Here is a 16,346-nt window from a genome sequence, read left to right on the forward strand (position 1 = left end):
CCGCTTGTTGTTGTTTTTCGGTGGCGGTTTTTTCTTCAACTTTTTTTTGGTTCCTGGGGCGGTGTTGGGGGGGGTGGTCGAGTTTTGCGACGTCAGCCCCCCCCCACGGCGTAAAGGACTATTTTCGCGACAAACGGTGACGGTGCGAGGGCCGGAGGGCCGCGGACGCCGCCTCAGCTCGGCCAGTACGTCGTACGCCACGCCCTCGGCCCCGGGTGCGGCACCCGGCGGGCGGGGATGGTGCGGGCCGGGTCGGACCACTCCGGTGGCGCGCCCTCGCCCTGCGCGGCGGCCGCGGCGGCCGCCGCGCGCGCCTGGACCACCGCGAGCGCGGCGGCGAGCTCCTCCGGGGTGGGATTGCCCCGTACTATCTTGATCATGGAAACAGCCCTTCCTGGAGGGGGATGGGGGATGTTGCCTACGGCGGGATCTTCGCCTACAGCGGGATGTTGCCGTGCTTCTTCGGGGGCAGGCTCTCGCGCTTGTTGCGCAGTGAGCGCAGGCCCTTGACGATGTGGCGGCGGGTGTCGGACGGCATGATCACCGCGTCGACGTAGCCGCGCTCGGCGGCGGTGTACGGGTTGAGGAGCGCGTCCTCGTAGTCGGCGATCAGCTCGGCGCGGGTCGCCTCGGGGTCCTCGGCGGCGGCGATCGTCCGCCGGTGGAGGATGTTGACCGCGCCCTGGGCGCCCATGACCGCGATCTGCGCGGTCGGCCAGGCCAGGTTGAGGTCCGCGCCCAGGTGCTTGGAGCCCATGACGTCGTACGCGCCGCCGAAGGCCTTGCGGGTGATGACGGTGATCAGCGGCACGGTGGCCTCGGCGTAGGCGAAGATCAGCTTGGCGCCGCGCCGGATGATGCCGTTGTACTCCTGGTCGGTGCCGGGCAGGAAGCCGGGCACGTCCACGAAGGTCAGGACGGGCACGTTGAAGGCGTCGCAGGTGCGCACGAAGCGGGCGGCCTTCTCCGAGGCGTCGATGTCCAGGCAGCCCGCGAACTGGAGCGGCTGGTTGGCGACGATGCCCACCGGGTGGCCCTCGACCCGGCCGAAGCCGGTGAGGATGTTCGGGGCGAAGAGCGGCTGGGTCTCCAGGAACTCGCCGTCGTCCAGGACGTGCTCGATCGCCTTGTGCATGTCGTAGGGCTGGTTCGCCGAGTCCGGGATGAGGACGTCCAGCTCCTGGTCCTCGTCGCTGACCTGGAGGTCGGCCTCGTCGGGGAAGGCCGGGGGCTCGGAGAGGTTGTTGGACGGGAGGTAGGACAGCAGCGCCTTGACGTACTCGAAGGCGTCCTTCTCGTCGGCCGCCATGTAGTGGGCCACGCCGGAGGTGGTGTTGTGCGTACGGGCGCCGCCCAGGGCCTCGAAGCCCACGTCCTCGCCGGTGACCGTCTTGATCACATCCGGTCCCGTGATGAACATGTGCGAGGTCTGGTCGACCATCACCGTGAAGTCGGTGATCGCGGGGGAGTAGACGGCCCCGCCCGCGCACGGCCCGACGATCAGGCTGATCTGCGGGATGACGCCCGACGCATGAACGTTTCGGCGGAAGATCTCGGCGAACAGGCCGAGGGCGACCACGCCCTCCTGGATCCGGGCGCCACCGCCGTCGTTGATGCCGATGATCGGGCAGCCGGTCTTCAGGGCGAAGTCCATCACCTTGACGATCTTCTCGCCGTAGACCTCGCCGAGCGAGCCGCCGAAGATCGTGAAGTCCTGGGAGTAGACGCAGACCGGGCGGCCGTCCACCGTGCCGTAGCCGGTCACCACGCCGTCGCCGTACGGGCGGTTCTTCTCGATGCCGAAGCTGGTCGAGCGGTGTCGCGCGAACTCGTCGAGTTCGGTGAACGAGCCCTCGTCGAGGAGCAGGTTGATGCGCTCTCGCGCGGTCAGCTTGCCCTTGGCGTGCTGCTTCTCCACCGCTCGCGCCGAGCCCGCGTGGGTGGCCTCGTCGATGCGGCGCTGGAGATCCGCGAGCTTGCCCGCGGTGGTGTGACGATTGGGAATCTCGGAGGAGATCTCAGGCTCGGACATCGGGATGCGGCTCCTGCTCGTCCTCGGGGCCTTGCGGAATCAGGCCGTGAAACGGGGGTCGGCGGGCGGGAAAAGGGTGCTTGCGCCGGCTGGGCTACCGGCACGTAGCGTATCGGCGGGACTGTATGCGGGCAGTGCGTCGTTGGCCACACCTCCTCACCCTAGGCTGACGCTCATGACGCCATCTGACACCCCGGGCGGCCGGGGCGGCCGCTGGTCCGACCTGGAACGTCCCCCGCTGGTCGAGGCCGCGCTGCGGCGCGCGCTGGTGCGGCCCGGCGGGCTGTGGACCGAGCTCGACGTGGTGCAGGCGACCGGCTCCACCAACACCGATCTGGTCACCCGGGCGGCCGCGGGCGCCCCGGAGGGCGCGGTGCTCGTGGCCGAGGAGCAGACCGCCGGGCGCGGACGGCTGGACCGCACCTGGACCGCCCCGCCCCGCTCCGGGCTGTTCTTCTCGGTGCTGCTGCGGCCGGGCGCCGCCGGGGTGCCCGGCGAGCGCTGGGGCTGGCTGCCGCTGCTCGCCGGCGTCGCGAGCGCCGGGGCGCTGTCCCGCGCGGCGGGCGTGGACACCGCGCTGAAGTGGCCCAACGACCTGCTGGTGAAGGTCGAGGGCCAGGAGCGGAAGTTCGGTGGGATCCTCGCCGAGCGGACCGGTGACGCGGTGGTGATCGGCGTCGGCCTGAACATCTCGCTGCACGCCGACGAACTGCCGGTGCCCACGGCCGGTTCGCTGGCGCTCGCGGGCGCCGTCTCCACCGACCGGGACCCGCTGCTGCGGGCCGTGCTGCGGTCGATCGAGGAGTGGTACGGGGAGTGGCGCCGGTTCGAGGGCGACCCCGGGGCCTGCGGGCTCCAGGAGACGTACGCGGCGGGGTGCGCGACCCTGGGCCGTAGGGTGCGTGCCGAGCTGCCCGGCGGCGGGGAGCGCGTCGGCGAGGCCGTCGCGATCGACGGCGACGGGCGGCTGGTGCTCGCCACCGAGGGCGGTGTGCAGGAGCCGGTCTCCGCCGGGGACATCGTGCATCTGCGGGCCGTGTCGTAGCTCCGGGTACGGAGTCGGGGCGGTGGTCCGGCAGCGAGCGGGCGGAGATTTTTTGAGCCCTGGGGCAAAGAGTTTTCCCAGCTTCCCCGGGGAGAGTGAGCTAGGGCACACCTGACGTATCGTTGTGGCGGTCCGTCCAGTTCGGGGCGGCCGTGAGCCGGAAACCGAACTACCGGAAGAGGGAACGGAAGGGCAGTGCGCAGGGATCGGACAGGGGGCCGCCGGTGACCGCCGACGACAGGGATTCCGGCGCGGCTCCGGACGCCGGGGCCCGGGGCGCGGCCGCCGATGACGCCGACGCCCCGCCCGTCGACGGGGGTGCGGCCGGCGCCGGTGGCGGCGAGCCCGAAGTGGACCCTCTCTCGCTACGGCTCGAGCAGCTGATCCTCGGGGCGGAGCGGCAGTACACCCCTTTCCAGGCGGCCCGCAGCGCCGGGGTGTCCGTGGAGCTGGCCACCCGCTTCTGGCGGGCGATGGGCTTCGCCGACATCGGCCAGGCCAAGGCGCTCACGGAGGCGGATGTGCTGGCGCTGCGGCGGCTGGCCGGCCTGGTGGAGGCGGGGCTGCTCAGCGAGCCGATGGCCATCCAGGTGGCGCGGTCGACGGGCCAGACCACGGCCCGGCTGGCGGACTGGCAGACCGACTCCTTCCTGGAGGGGCTCACCGAGCCGCACGAGACCGGCATGACGCGGACCGAGATCGCCTACCCGCTGGTGGAGCTGTTGCTTCCGGAGCTGGAGGAGTTCCTGGTCTACGTCTACCGGCGGCAGCTGGCGGCCGCGACGGGCCGGGTGGTGCAGACGGCGGACGACGCGGAGATGGTCGACCGGCGGCTGGCCGTCGGCTTCGCGGACCTGGTGAGCTTCACCCGGCTGACCCGGCGGCTGGAGGAGGAGGAGCTCGGCGAGCTGGTCGAGGCGTTCGAGACCACGGCCGCCGACCTGGTGGCCGCGCACGGCGGCCGGCTGATCAAGACGCTGGGCGACGAGGTGCTGTACGCGGCCGACGACGCGAGCATCGCGGCCGAGATCGGGCTGCGGCTGATCGAGACGCTGACCCATGACCAGACGATGCCCGAGCTGCGGGTCGGGATGGCTTTTGGGACCGTCACGACCAGGATGGGCGATGTCTTCGGCACGACGGTGAACCTGGCCAGCCGGCTGACCTCCATAGCCCCGAAGAACGCGGTCCTGGTGGACGGCGCGTTCGCGGAGGAGCTGGGGCGGCTGAGGGCCGCCCCGGTGTCGGAGGTCCAGGCCGCGGAGGAGGCGGCCGCCGCGGAGAAGGAGGGCGAGGAGCCGCCCTCGTACCGCTTCGCGCTCCAGCCGACGTGGCAGCGGCCGGTGCGTGGGCTGGGGGTCGTGGAGCCGTGGCTGCTGACCCGGCGGGGCTGAGGGGGCAGGGCTCAGGCGCGTACCGCCGCGTTCCCGCACCGGTTCCCGCACTAGGGTTCTGTGTACTCGCGTGCGCAGTTCCTGTGTCTGTTCGGGTAAGCCCGGGGTGCAGGACCGCCGTATCGCGCTAGCCTACCTGCGCGCGAGATGAGTGGATCTTGGCGATCCCGGCGAGCCTCGAGCTCATGCCCTCGCGCTGTCGGCCTGTACCGAAGACAGAAGCCAGGAGCACTGTGAGCCAGCCTTACGAATCGGTCGCCCAGCCGACTGCCGTTCCCCCTCCGGGCTGTCCGGCGCATGCCGGCGGCACCGGAGCCGAGCCGCTTTACACAGCCGAGTTCTTCCAGGACCCGTACGCCGTCTACAAGCGGCTGCGCGAGACCCATGGCCCGCTCGCGCCCGTGGAGCTGGACCCGGGCGTCACGGCCGTGCTGTGCGTCGGTTACGAGACGGCCCTGGAGATCCTTCGGCGCCCCGAGACGTTCTCCAAGGACGCGCGCAACTGGCGGGCGAGAAACGAGGGCCGGGTCCCCGAGGCCACCCACTCCGCCCAGCTCATCAGGCCCCGGGCCCAGGCCGGCTGGGTGGACGGGGAGGCGCACCGGCGGCTCCGCAGCGCCATCGACGACAGCATGAGCCGGATCGACCCGGGGGCGCTGCGCGGCTATGTGGAGCGCATAGCCGACTCGCTGATCGACCAGTTCGCCGCGGCGGGCGAGGCCGATCTGATCCCCGAGTACTGCCAGCTGGTCTCGATGCTGACCGTCGGCGAGCTGTTCGGCTGCCCGAAGGACATCGCGGACCGGCTGTTCGGGGCCATGGCGCAGCTGCTGGACGGTCAGGACCCGATGGCCGCGGCGCAGGACGTCGATGCCACGCTGCTGGCCCTGATCGAGCTCAAGCGGAGGGATCCGGGTCCTGACGTCACCTCCTGGCTGATCGCCCACCCGGCGCGGTTGACCGACGAGGAGCTGGTCGAGCAGCTGCTGCTGATGATGGGCATGGGCAGCGAGCCGGTGCCCAGCCTGATCAGCAACGCCCTGCGGGTGCTGCTGACCGACGAGAACTTCGCGGGGGACCTCGCGGGCGGGGGCATGCTCGTCGAGGACGCCCTGGACGAGGTGTTGTGGACCGCACCGCCGCTGGCCAATCTGGCCGTGCACTTCCCGCTGCGGGATGTCACGATCAGCGGGACCCGGCTGCGCGCGGGCGAGCCCGTGGTGATCAGCTTCGCCGGGGGCAACCAGGACGCGCTCGAATCCTCCCAGCACAAGCAGGGAAACCGGGCCCACCTGGCCTTCAGCGCCGGGCAGCACACCTGCTCCGGCCGCAGCCAGGCGCGGCTGATCGCGACCGCGGCCATCGAGAAGCTGCTGGACCGGCTTCCGGACATCGAGCTCGCCGTCGACGGCGAGAAGCTGGAGTGGCGCCCGGGGCTGTACCAACGCGGGCTGACCGCGCTCCCGGTGCGGTTCGCGCGCGTCGGCGAGCCGCCCAAGCCCGCGGAGTGGGACGCCGGGCCCGAGCCGGCGGCCCCCGCTCCTGCCGCTCCGACCTCGGCCCCTGAGGTCACGGTCCAGGGGATCCCCGCCGCCCCGACCGCCCCGCCCGCCCCGCCCGCCCCGTCGGCGCCGCCGGCGGTGCCGGGCGCGGAGGTGGCGGCCGCGGCGGAGTTCGGCGGCGCGCCCGGGGAGGCGGCCAAGCCGAAGCCGACCGGCGTGCTGGCCTTCCTGGCCCGATGGCGGCGCTCGCGCAAGTGACCGGTGCCCCGTCGCCCCCGGCGTCCACTGGCCGGGGGCGGCGCGGGCTGCGATGATCCGTCCCGACGTGTTCACGGTCGTTAACCGGGAGGGTCGTGTGAGTGAGCAGCGCTACGGCGAGTGGGTCGCGGTCCGGCAGGAAGACTTCGTGGCCGAGCTGGTACTGGACCGGCCCAAGGCCATGAACGCCGTCTCCACGGGGATGGCGCGGAGCATCGCCGAGGCGTGCGCCGCGCTGGCCCAGGACAGGTCCGTACGGGCCGTGGTGCTGTCCTCCAGCCACGAGCGGGCCTTCTGCGTGGGCGCCGACCTGAAGGAGCGGAACTCCCTGAGCGACGCCGAGCTGGGGCGGCAGCGGCCGCTGGCGCGCGCCGCCTACACCGGGGTGCTGGAGCTGCCGGTGCCCACGGTGGCCGCCGTGCACGGCTACGCGCTGGGCGGCGGCTACGAGCTGGCCCTGGCCTGCGACCTGATCGTCGCGGACGGCACGGCGGTGGTCGGGCTGCCCGAGGTCTCGGTCGGGGTGATCCCGGGCGGCGGCGGCACCCAACTGCTGCCGCGCCGGGTCGGGGCCGCGCGCGCCGCCGAGCTGATCTTCACGGCGCGGCGGGTGGCCGCCGCGGAGGCCCGCGAGCTGGGCCTCGTCGACCGGCTGGCCGCGGACGGCGAGGACCGTTCCGAGGCGCTGGAGCTGGCCCGGCGGATCGCCGTGAACTCCCCGGTGGGGCTGCGGGCGGCCAAGCGGGCGCTGCGGGTCGGTTACGGACTCGATCTGCGGGCAGGGCTCGAGATCGAGGACGCGGCCTGGCGGTCGGTGGCCTTCTCCGGGGACCGGGCGGAGGGCGTGGCGGCCTTCAACGAAAAGCGCACACCGAACTGGCCCGGCGAATAGCCCGATACGGGACAAGGCAGAATTCGCCGAACATTCCTACGCTGGACTGTGCGGTGTGCGCGGCAGGGGAATGTGAGGCGTGGTGACAGGCGAGGGTGATGCGCGGCTGACGGCCGTGGTGGGACTGGCGCAGGCGATGGCGGCCGCGCACACCCCGCGTGGGGCGGTGCGGTCCGCGGCGGAGGCCGCGCGCCGCGCGCTCGGCGGGAGCTTCGCGGCGGTCTCGGTGTGGGAGCGGGAGCTGGGGCGGCTGCGGGTGCTGGTCAACAGCGGGGAACTGGCCGAGGGGGAGGAGGAGTTCCCCGAGCACGAGTCCTATCCGGTGCACGAGTTCCCCGAGATCACCGAGTTTCTGCATGAGCAGTGGGCGCGGGGCGGGGAGCCGCACGCGTGGGTGGAGGTGGCGGGCGGTCCGGGCGTACCCGCGTACGCGGGTACGGGCGCGGGTACGGACGCGGCGGGCGGTCCGCAGGGGGTGCTGCGCGGCGTCAGCCCCGGGCGGGCGGCGGCGCTGCGGCGGCGCGGGCGCGGCAGCTGCGTCGTCGCGCCGATCGTGCTGCACGGCCGGGCGTGGGGCGAGCTGTATGTGGCGCGGCGGGCCGGGGGGCCGGTGTTCGGCCGGGCCGACGCCGACTTCGCGACCGTCCTGGCCGCGGTGACCGCCGCCGGGATCGCGCAGACCGAGCGGCTGGAGGAGGCCCGCAAACTGGCCTTCACCGACCCGCTGACCGGGCTCGGCAACCGCCGGGCGGTGGACATAAGACTGGACGAGGCGCTGGAGGCGCACCGCCGTGACGACTCGGTGGTGGTGAGCCTGGTGATGTGCGACCTCAACGGGCTGAAGCAGGTGAACGACACGCTGGGGCACGCGGTGGGCGACCGGCTGCTGGAACGGTTCGGCTCGGTGCTCTCGCTGTGCGGCGCGATGCTCCCGGGGGCCCTGGCGGCCCGGCTCGGGGGCGATGAGTTCTGCCTGGTGGAGGTCGGCCCGTCGGCGGACGAGGTGGTGCGGGTGGCCGACGAGCTGTGCCGCCGGGCCGCCGAGCTGGAGCTGGGCGAGGGGGTCGCGTGCGGGGTGGCCTCGACGGGTGACCCGATCGGCCCCGTGCACAGCGCCCGCCGGCTGTTCCGGCTGGCGGACGCGGCCCAGTACCGGGCGAAGGCCGCCCGCTCGGCGAAGCCGGTGGTCGCGGGGCGCGAGGGGGGTCCGCAGGACCCGGTGGTCCGCCTCGCGGACAGCGCCGCCGCGGACAGATCGATCCGCGCCCCCGAACGCCGCCGCTTCCGCGGCCGCCTCTAGCCGCCGGGGACCGGCCCGGCCCCCGGATCTCCGTGCGGCTCCGCCGCGCGGGGGGCTCCGCCCCAGCCCCCTGGGGCTGGGGCGAGCCGCACGGGGCTGCCGCACGGGGCTGCCGCACGGGGCTGCCGCACGGGGCTGCCGCACGGGGCTGCCGCACGGGGCTGCCGCACGGGGCTGCCGCACGGCGCTGCCGCACGGCGCTGTCCCGTGCTCGCCGTCGCTGCCCGCGTACGCGCCGTCCCGGTTGAGGCCGCCCGTCGCCGGGCCGCCTCGGAGGAGAACGCGGAGCGGGAGGGGCGCCGAGCGCGGGGCGCCGCTGGGCGGGGGCTCCCCCAGCCTCGGGGTCCAGGGGCGGAGCCCCTGGTTGTGGGAAGGGGCGGGTAGGGGGCTGTATCCGATATGCGGCTCCGCCGCGTGAGCCCGCCGCAGGCGGCGGGAAGCGCCGGACGGCCCGGCGGGAGTCCCGCCTGCGGCGGGCGGCGGGTGACAGGCGGGGATTCAGTATCTAGGGTGCCTGAATATGGATATGCATTCTGTGGTGCTGGGTACCTCCGGGACGACCGCGACCGACGTGCTCGCCGTCGCCCGCGGCGGCGCGCGGGTCGAGCTGTCCGAGGACGCCATGGCCGCCGTCGCCGCCTCGCGCCGGATCATCGACGACCTCGCCGCCAAGCCGGAGCCCGTCTACGGCGTCTCCACCGGCTTCGGCGCGCTCGCCGTCCGCCACATCAGCCCGGAGCTGCGCGTTCAGCTACAGCGCAACATCGTGCGCTCGCACGCCGCGGGCATGGGGCCGCGGGTCGAGCGCGAGGTGGTGCGCGCGCTGATGTTCCTGCGGCTGAAGACGCTCGCCTCGGGCCGCACGGGCGTGCGCCCGGTGGTCGTACGGACCATGGCCGCCGTGCTCAACGCGGGGATCACGCCCGTGGTGCACGAGTACGGTTCGCTGGGCTGCTCCGGCGACCTCGCCCCGCTCTCGCACTGCGCGCTGACGCTGATGGGCGAGGGGGAGGCCGAGGGGCCGGACGGGGCGCTGCGCCCGGCCGCCGACCTGCTGGCCGAGCACGGCATCGAGCCGGTCGAGCTGCGCGAGAAGGAGGGGCTCGCGCTGCTCAACGGCACCGACGGGATGCTGGGCATGCTGCTCATGGCCTGCGAGGACCTGGGGCGGCTGTTCACCGCCGCCGATGTGACGGCCGCGCTGTCGCTGGAGGCGCTGCTGGGCACCGACCGGGTGCTGGCCCCCGAGCTGCACGCCATCCGGCCGCACCCGGGCCAGGCGGCGAGCGCGGACAACATGCTGCGGGTGCTGGCCGGCTCCGGCCTCACCGGACACCACCAGGACGACGCGCCGCGGGTCCAGGACGCCTACTCGGTGCGCTGCGCGCCCCAGGTCGCGGGCGCGGGCCGGGACACGCTCACGCACGCCCGGCTGGTCGCCGACCGCGAGCTGGCCGCCGCCGTGGACAATCCGGTGGTGCTGCCGGACGGCCGGGTGGAGTCCAACGGCAACTTCCACGGGGCGCCCGTCGCCTACGTCCTGGACTTCCTGGCGGTCGCCGCGGCCGACCTCGCCTCGATCGCCGAGCGCCGCACCGACCGGCTGCTCGACAAGAACCGCTCGCACGGCCTGCCGCCCTTCCTGGCGGGGGACGCCGGCGTGGACTCGGGCCTGATGATCGCGCAGTACACCCAGGCGGCGCTGGTGAGCGAGATGAAGCGGCTGGCGGTGCCCGCCTCCGTCGACTCCATCCCCTCCTCGGCGATGCAGGAGGACCATGTCTCGATGGGCTGGTCGGCGGCGCGCAAGCTGCGTACGGCGGTGGACAACCTGACCCGCGTGATCGCGGTGGAGCTGGTCGCGGCCACCCGCGCGATCGAGCTGCGGGAGGGGCTGACGCCGGCCCCCGCGAGCCGGGCGGTGCTGGCGGCGGTGCGCCGGGCGGGCGTCGAGGGTCCGGGGGCGGACCGCTATCTGGCGCCGGACCTGGCGGCCGCGGACGCGTTCGTACGGTCGGGGCAGCTGACCGAGGCGGCGGAACAGGTGACCGGGCCCCTGGCCTGAGCGGCTTCCAGCGCCTGGCTAGTACGCCTCAGGGCGCGTGCGGCGTACGGACGCGGTCACCATCGCGACCCCGAGCCCCAGGAAGGCCGTGCCGCCGATCAGGTACGGGGTGACATCCACGCTGCCCGTGTCGGCGAGGTTCTCACCGGAGGCGGGCTGGGCGGCTCTCGGCTGTGCGGCGGGGGCCTGGCCCTCCCGCTCGACGGTGGCGTTCGCGGAGGGGACGAACCACAGGGCGCACAGCAGCGAACCCGCGGCGGCGGCGGTCATCAGCGGTCGGCGTGCGGACAACTGCATCCTCCTTGAGGCGGCGGTGAATTGGCCTCGTGCGTCCGATCGTAGTGACAACTGCGGGTCGCGCGGAAGCGAGACCCCCCGGAGGCATACCCTCCGTCGTATGGGCAGTCCGAAGACGTCATGCTTTGCTCGGCTATGCCGGGTTTGGGTGCGAGTGCCCCCCACGGATCCTCGAAGATCCGTGTCCCGACGCGCCGGAGTGGAACGGAGTCCTGCGATGTTGCGTCCTGGAGGATAAGAGGGGACGGGACGACTGCGCCGCACGGGTGCCGGTTACCCCGGTCGGGCCACCGGCTTGACCGGCGCCTTTGCTAAGTGGCCTTGCGCACAGTTTTACTGTGCGAGGAACCGGCCAAAAGGTACAGGCGTTCTTGTCAGATAGGTCCGGGGTTTCTGGGGTCCAGATCAATGGAGAAGCGTGTGATGACGGACGGCAAGCGCCGTAGGGGGCTGGTGGCCGCGGCCGCCGTGCTCAGCGGAGTACTGACCCTCGCGGCGTGTGGTGGGGGCGACAAGGGCGGCAGCGACGGGGACAAGAACGACGCCGGTGGCGACAAGTCCCAGTCGCAGGTGGACGAGGCGGCCGCCAAGGACGCGTCGGAAGCCCACATCAAGATCACGCCCAAGGCCGGAGCCACCAACGCGGGCATCAACAGCGACACCAAGGTCACCGTCTCCGGCGGCACGCTCAAGGACGTGAGCATGACCGCGGCCGCGACCGGTACCAAGGTCCCCGGCTCCATATCGTCCGACGGGAAGTCCTGGAAGCCGAGCGGGCAGCTGGAGCGGTCCACCCAGTACAAGATCGCCGCGACGGCCGAGGACTCCAAGGGCCGCAAGGCGACCGAGAACTCCTCCTTCACCACCGTCTCGCCGACGAACAGCTTCATCGGCAACTTCACGCCGGAGAGCGGCGCGACGGTCGGCGTCGGCATGCCCGTGTCGATCAACTTCGACAAGGCGATCAGCGACAAGAAGGCCGTCCAGTCGGGCATCACGGTCAGCTCCAGCAGCGGTCAGCAGGTCGTCGGCCACTGGTTCGGCAGCCAGCGGCTGGACTTCCGGCCGAATGAGTACTGGAAGGCCAACTCGACCGTCACCCTGAAGCTGGACCTCGACGGCGTCGAGGGCTCGCCGGGGGTGAAGGGCGTCCAGGAGAAGACCGTCACCTTCAAGATCGGCCGCTCCCAGGTCTCCACGGTCGACGCCGAGGCCAAGACCATGAAGGTCGTGCGCGACGGCAAGCTGTTCAAGACCATCAAGATCTCGGCCGGCAGCCCGCAGAACACGACCTACAACGGTCAGATGGTGATCTCCGAGAAGTTCAAGGAGACCCGGATGAACGGTGCGACGGTCGGCTTCACGGACAGCGACGGCAAGGGCGAGTACGACATCAAGGACGTGCCGCACGCCATGCGCCTGACCACCTCGGGCACCTTCATCCACGGCAACTACTGGGGCGCCAAGTCCATCTTCGGCGCGGTCAACACCAGCCACGGCTGCGTGGGCCTGTCGGACACCAAGGGCGCGAACGACCCGAACACCGACGGGACCTGGTTCTACAACGAGTCGCAGATCGGTGACGTCGTCATCGTGAAGAACTCGAAGGACCAGACGGTCGCGCCGGACAACGGCCTGAACGGTTGGAACATGAAGTGGAGCGAGTGGGTCGCGGGCAGCGCCACCGGCGCCTGACGCACCCTTAGCACTCCCGCCCCGGGCGGCGGTCGGCCTTCTCAGGCCGGCCGCCGCCCGTCGGCTTTCTTAAGCTCGCTCTCATCCTGCCCTTATCCGCTCATCACACGGCGCCCCTACCGTCGCGCGCATGTTCTTCACCTACCTCCGGCGCGAGCTGCGCCGCCGTAGAAAGGCGGCGCTCGTCGTCGCCTCGGGTCTGGCACTGGGCATCGCGCTCGTCATCGTCGTCACCTCGGTGTCCTCCGGCATGGAGCGCGCGCAGGGCAAGGTGCTGGAGTCGCTGTACGGCCTGGGCACCGACATGACCGTCACCAAGGCCCGCGAGGCGTCCTCGGGCAGCAACCAGAACTCGCGCCCGCGCTTCGAGTTCGACGCCCGCGACAGCGACGACGACAAAGAGCAGAGCAGCGACCGGGTGATGGTGCAGGGCTTCCAGACCCTGTCCGCCGCGACCGTGACCAAGATCGGGAAGCAGGGCGGGGTCGCCGACGCGGTCGGCGGGCTGAACCTCCAGGTCCTGAAGGTCAGCGGGCAGTTCAACCGGGGCGAGTTCAAGCAGAACCCGAACGCCGGCGGCAACCGGCAGGGCGGCGGCCCCGGTGGCGAGGGCGGCGGCGCGCCGCAGGGGCAGGTCGAGGGCGGCGGCGCCCAGTTCGACGTCAACTCCTTCTCCGTCTACGGGGTCGACGTCTCCCACCTCGGCCTCGGCCCGCTGACCTCCTCCAGGATCAGCAAGGGCAAGACCTTCACCAGCGCGCAGGGCAACGCCAAGGCGGCGGTCGTCGACAGCGCGTACGCCAAGGAGAAGAAGCTGGCGCTGGGCGACGACGTCACCATCTCCGGCACCAAGTTCGAGATCATCGGGATCGCGACCGCCGACAGCGGCTCGTCCGCCGCGAACGTCTACATCCCGCTCAAGCAGGCGCAGACCCTCTCCGACTCCAAGGACAAGGTCACCACCGTCTACGTCAAGGCGGCCGACTCGCAGCGGATCGACGGCGTCAAGTCGGCCATCCAGAAGAACGTCTCCGGCACCACGGTCACCACCTCCGCCGACCTCGCCAAGACCGTCTCCGGCTCCCTGTCCACCGCCTCCGACCTCGCCTCCAACGTCGGCAAGTGGCTGTCCATCGCCGTCCTGGCCGCCGCCTTCCTGGTCGCCGGGCTGCTCACCTCCTCGGCGGTCAGCCGCCGGGTACGGGAGTTCGGCACGCTCAAGGCGCTGGGCTGGAAGAGCGGCCGGGTCACCCGCCAGGTGGTGGGCGAGGCCCTGGTCAACGGGCTGCTCGGCGGGGCGCTCGGGATCGCGCTCGGCCTCGCGGGCGCCTACGCGGTGACCGCGATCAGCCCCAGCCTCACCGCCCAGCTGGGCTCCACCGGAGGCGGCGCGGGCGGCGGCATGGGCATGGGCGGCCCGGGCGGCGGCGGGCCCGGCGGCATGGGCGGCGGGCTGCGCCAGGCCGCGACCAAGTCCCTGGACGTGGCGCTCACCGCCCCGGTCAGCGCGGCCACCATCGCGCTCGCGGTCGGCCTCGCCGTCGCGGGCGGGCTCGTGGCGGGCGGCTTCGGCGGCTGGCGCGCCTCACGGCTGCGCCCGGCGGACGCGCTGCGCCGCGTCGAGTAGCCCGGCGATCCCCACCCTCAGCCCACGCCTGAACGCCTGACCAGGAGTCAAGGAGTCACCCCATGTACCAGCTCAGCGGCGTCACCAAGCGCTACCGGCGCGGCAAGGACACCGTCGACGCCCTCGCCGGCGTGGACCTGACCATCGAGGACGGCGGCCGTCTGGTGATCCAGGGCCCCACCGGCGGCGGCAAGTCCACCCTGCTCCAGATGCTCGGCGGCCTGGACCGCCCCACCTCCGGCGCGGTCGAACTCGACGGCGTCGACCTGGCCTCGCTCAGCGAGGCCCGGCTCACCAAGGTCAGATCCGAGAACATCGGCTTCGTCTTCCAGAGCTTCAATCTGATCCCCACGCTCACCGCGCAGGAGAACGTGGAGACCGCCCTCGTCCCGCTGGGCGTCAAGGCCGCCGAGCGGCGCGGGCGCGCCGCCGAGGCGCTGGAGTCGGTCGGGCTCGGCGAGCGGCTCGGGCATCTGCCCGGGGAGATGTCCGGGGGCCAGCAGCAGCGCGTGGCGATCGCCCGCGCGCTGGTCAAGCGCCCCAAGGTGCTGCTCGCCGACGAGCCGACCGGCAACCTGGACGAGTCGATGCGCGACGAGATCATGACCCTGCTGGAGGGGCTGTGGGAGGAGCACGGCCTGACCTTCGTCATGGTCACCCACGACAGCGCCATCGCCCGCCGCGCCCCGCGCCTGGCCACGATCGAGAAGGGGAGGGTGAAGGTCACCGAGCGCGCCGCCTGAGCCGCCCGGATCCAGCCGGTACGGGGCCGTCAGCGTGGGCGCAGGTCCTTGGCGCGTACGTAGCGCAGGCCGCAGGCGTCCTCGTACGGGTCGCCGTCCGCGCCGAACAGGCTCCGAACCGGCTGCATCGGAAGCCAGGTCAGCCCGTAGGCCCAGCGCCGGACGGCCTGCCAGAAGCGCGGCCGCCCGCCGTCGGCGTCGCGCACCACCCGGGCGGCGAACAGGAATTTGCCGATCGTCGTCCGGAAGATCCAGGGCCCCAGCACATGGTGGAGGAGGGACAGCCCGAACACCCCGGCCAGGGCGGTGCCCCAGAACGGCTCCGGCCCACCGAGGGCGGGAATGAGCCGCACGGTGATGGCCATGCCGCCGAAGAGTGCGATCAGGCCGTCCACGGTCGCCGAGAACCACCGCCGGAAATCGCCGATGGCCTCGGGGACGGCGGGCGGCTGGGGCTGGGGCTGAGGATGCGGGGGATGGGCGTACGGGCTCGGGTAGGGCTGCCGTCCCTGGGAGTCGATCATGTGGGGCATCCTGCCGCGCGTCTGTGACGGTCTTCTCTCAAGACGGTGCGTGGCCGGTATCGATGCGGTGAGAGAGGTGTGGCGCGGCGCCGAGTGGCGGCGCCGCCGCACCCCGGGAGAATGGGCCGAGGGGATGACGTCCGGCCGCCGCGGCGGCCGGGGCCCGACCCGGAGGCGCCGATGCCCGAAGTCAGCGAGCCCTACCAGCCCGGCACCCCCTGCTGGATCGATGTGGTGGCCCCCGACCAGGCGGCCGCCCTCGGCTTCTACGCCGGGGTCCTCGGCTGGGAGGGCAGCCCCGGCCCGCCCGAGACCGGCGGATACGCGCTGTGCACCCTCAAGGGCAGACCCGTGGCCGGGATCATGTCGGCCGAGTCGATGGGCGACCAGCCCGCGCCGCCGCCCGCCTGGACCACGTACTTCGCCACCGCCGACGCCGATGCCACCCTTCAGGCGATCACCCGCAACGGGGGGACCGTGTTCACCCCGGCCGTGGAGGTGATGAACCTGGGGCGGATGCTGGTGGCTGCCGATCCGACCGGGGCGGTCTTCGGCGTCTGGGAGCCGCGGGAGTTCCCCGGCGCGGGCATCGTCAACGAGCCCGGCGCACTGATCTGGAACGAGCTCAACACCACCGACCACGAGGCGGCCGCCGCCTTCTACGGGGCGGCGCTGGGCATCCGGAGCGCCCCGATGGAGGGCGCCGAGGGCTACTTCGCCCTGTCCGTGGACGGCCGCCCGGTGGGCGGCATGCAGCAGCTGAGCGAGGACGCCGCGGCCGAAGTGGGCTCGCAGTGGCTGGTCTACTTCGCGGTCGCGGACACCGACGGGGCCGTGGCGCGGGTGCTCTCGGCCGGCGGGACGGTGGGCCGGGAGCCCTTCGAGATGGTGGCGGGCCGGATGGCCGTGGTCCGCGACTCGCAGGGGGCGACGTTCGCCCTGATCGCCCCGAAGCCGATGAGCACGTGAGGA

General features: G+C 72.6%; 14 protein-coding genes. 10 read left to right on the forward strand and 4 right to left on the reverse strand.

Translation table 11 applies throughout. The features are described from left to right. Positions 1-173: 173 nt before the first annotated feature. Entirely contained in the window at positions 174-380 is a 207-nt protein-coding gene (locus tag ABTY62_RS45545; RefSeq protein ID WP_311729341.1) for an acyl-CoA carboxylase epsilon subunit, read from the reverse strand. 56 nt (positions 381-436) lie between these two features. Continuing rightward, on the reverse strand, positions 437-2,032 hold the full coding sequence (locus tag ABTY62_RS45550) for an acyl-CoA carboxylase subunit beta (RefSeq protein WP_502997652.1): 1,596 nt from the start codon (positions 2,030-2,032) through the stop codon (positions 437-439). A 175-nt stretch (positions 2,033-2,207) separates the two neighbouring features. Here ABTY62_RS45550 and ABTY62_RS45555 point away from each other — a divergent pair, with 175 nt between their 5' ends. From ABTY62_RS45555 to hutH, 6 genes are all read left to right on the forward strand, one after another. Further along, positions 2,208-3,077, forward strand: a complete 870-nt coding sequence (locus tag ABTY62_RS45555; protein WP_352135288.1) for a biotin--[acetyl-CoA-carboxylase] ligase — start codon at positions 2,208-2,210, stop codon at positions 3,075-3,077. A 224-nt stretch (positions 3,078-3,301) separates the two neighbouring features. Then, positions 3,302-4,471 (forward strand): adenylate/guanylate cyclase domain-containing protein, encoded by a 1,170-nt coding sequence (locus ABTY62_RS45560; protein ID WP_352135289.1) that lies wholly within the window; start codon positions 3,302-3,304, stop codon positions 4,469-4,471. A gap of 233 nt (positions 4,472-4,704) precedes the next feature. Continuing rightward, positions 4,705-6,231 carry a cytochrome P450 family protein gene (locus ABTY62_RS45565; RefSeq protein WP_352135290.1) on the forward strand — a complete coding sequence of 509 codons (1,527 nt, stop codon included), beginning with the start codon at positions 4,705-4,707 and terminating at the stop codon, positions 6,229-6,231. A 97-nt stretch (positions 6,232-6,328) separates the two neighbouring features. After that, positions 6,329-7,123, forward strand: a complete 795-nt coding sequence (locus ABTY62_RS45570; protein WP_352135291.1) for an enoyl-CoA hydratase/isomerase family protein — start codon at positions 6,329-6,331, stop codon at positions 7,121-7,123. A gap of 136 nt (positions 7,124-7,259) precedes the next feature. Continuing rightward, positions 7,260-8,423, forward strand: a complete 1,164-nt coding sequence (locus ABTY62_RS45575) for a GGDEF domain-containing protein (protein WP_352135321.1) — start codon at positions 7,260-7,262, stop codon at positions 8,421-8,423. A 526-nt stretch (positions 8,424-8,949) separates the two neighbouring features. Beyond that, positions 8,950-10,488, forward strand: coding sequence for a histidine ammonia-lyase (gene hutH, locus ABTY62_RS45580; RefSeq protein ID WP_352135322.1), 1,539 nt, complete (start codon positions 8,950-8,952; stop codon positions 10,486-10,488). An 18-nt stretch (positions 10,489-10,506) separates the two neighbouring features. Here hutH and ABTY62_RS45585 read toward each other — a convergent pair whose 3' ends face one another. Then, positions 10,507-10,785, reverse strand: a complete 279-nt coding sequence (locus tag ABTY62_RS45585; protein WP_352135292.1) for a hypothetical protein — start codon at positions 10,783-10,785, stop codon at positions 10,507-10,509. A gap of 423 nt (positions 10,786-11,208) precedes the next feature. On the opposite strand from ABTY62_RS45585, the gene ABTY62_RS45590 reads away from it, so the two are divergent. From ABTY62_RS45590 to ABTY62_RS45600, 3 genes are all read left to right on the forward strand, one after another. Further along, on the forward strand, positions 11,209-12,480 hold the full coding sequence (locus tag ABTY62_RS45590) for a L,D-transpeptidase (protein ID WP_352135293.1): 1,272 nt from the start codon (positions 11,209-11,211) through the stop codon (positions 12,478-12,480). 130 nt (positions 12,481-12,610) lie between these two features. Further along, positions 12,611-14,107, forward strand: a complete 1,497-nt coding sequence (locus ABTY62_RS45595; protein WP_352135294.1) for an ABC transporter permease — start codon at positions 12,611-12,613, stop codon at positions 14,105-14,107. Between the two features lie 62 nt (positions 14,108-14,169). Continuing rightward, positions 14,170-14,850 carry an ABC transporter ATP-binding protein gene (locus ABTY62_RS45600; protein ID WP_311729350.1) on the forward strand — a complete coding sequence of 227 codons (681 nt, stop codon included), beginning with the start codon at positions 14,170-14,172 and terminating at the stop codon, positions 14,848-14,850. A 29-nt stretch (positions 14,851-14,879) separates the two neighbouring features. Here ABTY62_RS45600 and ABTY62_RS45605 read toward each other — a convergent pair whose 3' ends face one another. Further along, the gene (locus ABTY62_RS45605) at positions 14,880-15,374 is read right to left on the reverse strand and encodes an RDD family protein (protein WP_352135295.1); all 495 of its coding nucleotides are present in this window, start codon (positions 15,372-15,374) and stop codon (positions 14,880-14,882) included. 180 nt (positions 15,375-15,554) lie between these two features. On the opposite strand from ABTY62_RS45605, the gene ABTY62_RS45610 reads away from it, so the two are divergent. Beyond that, positions 15,555-16,343, forward strand: coding sequence for a VOC family protein (locus tag ABTY62_RS45610; protein ID WP_352135296.1), 789 nt, complete (start codon positions 15,555-15,557; stop codon positions 16,341-16,343). Positions 16,344-16,346 lie beyond the last annotated feature (3 nt).

The sequence above is a fragment of the Streptomyces sp. NPDC097640 genome (assembly GCF_040302705.1).
In the GTDB taxonomy this organism is placed as follows: Bacteria; Actinomycetota; Actinomycetes; order Streptomycetales; family Streptomycetaceae; genus Streptomyces.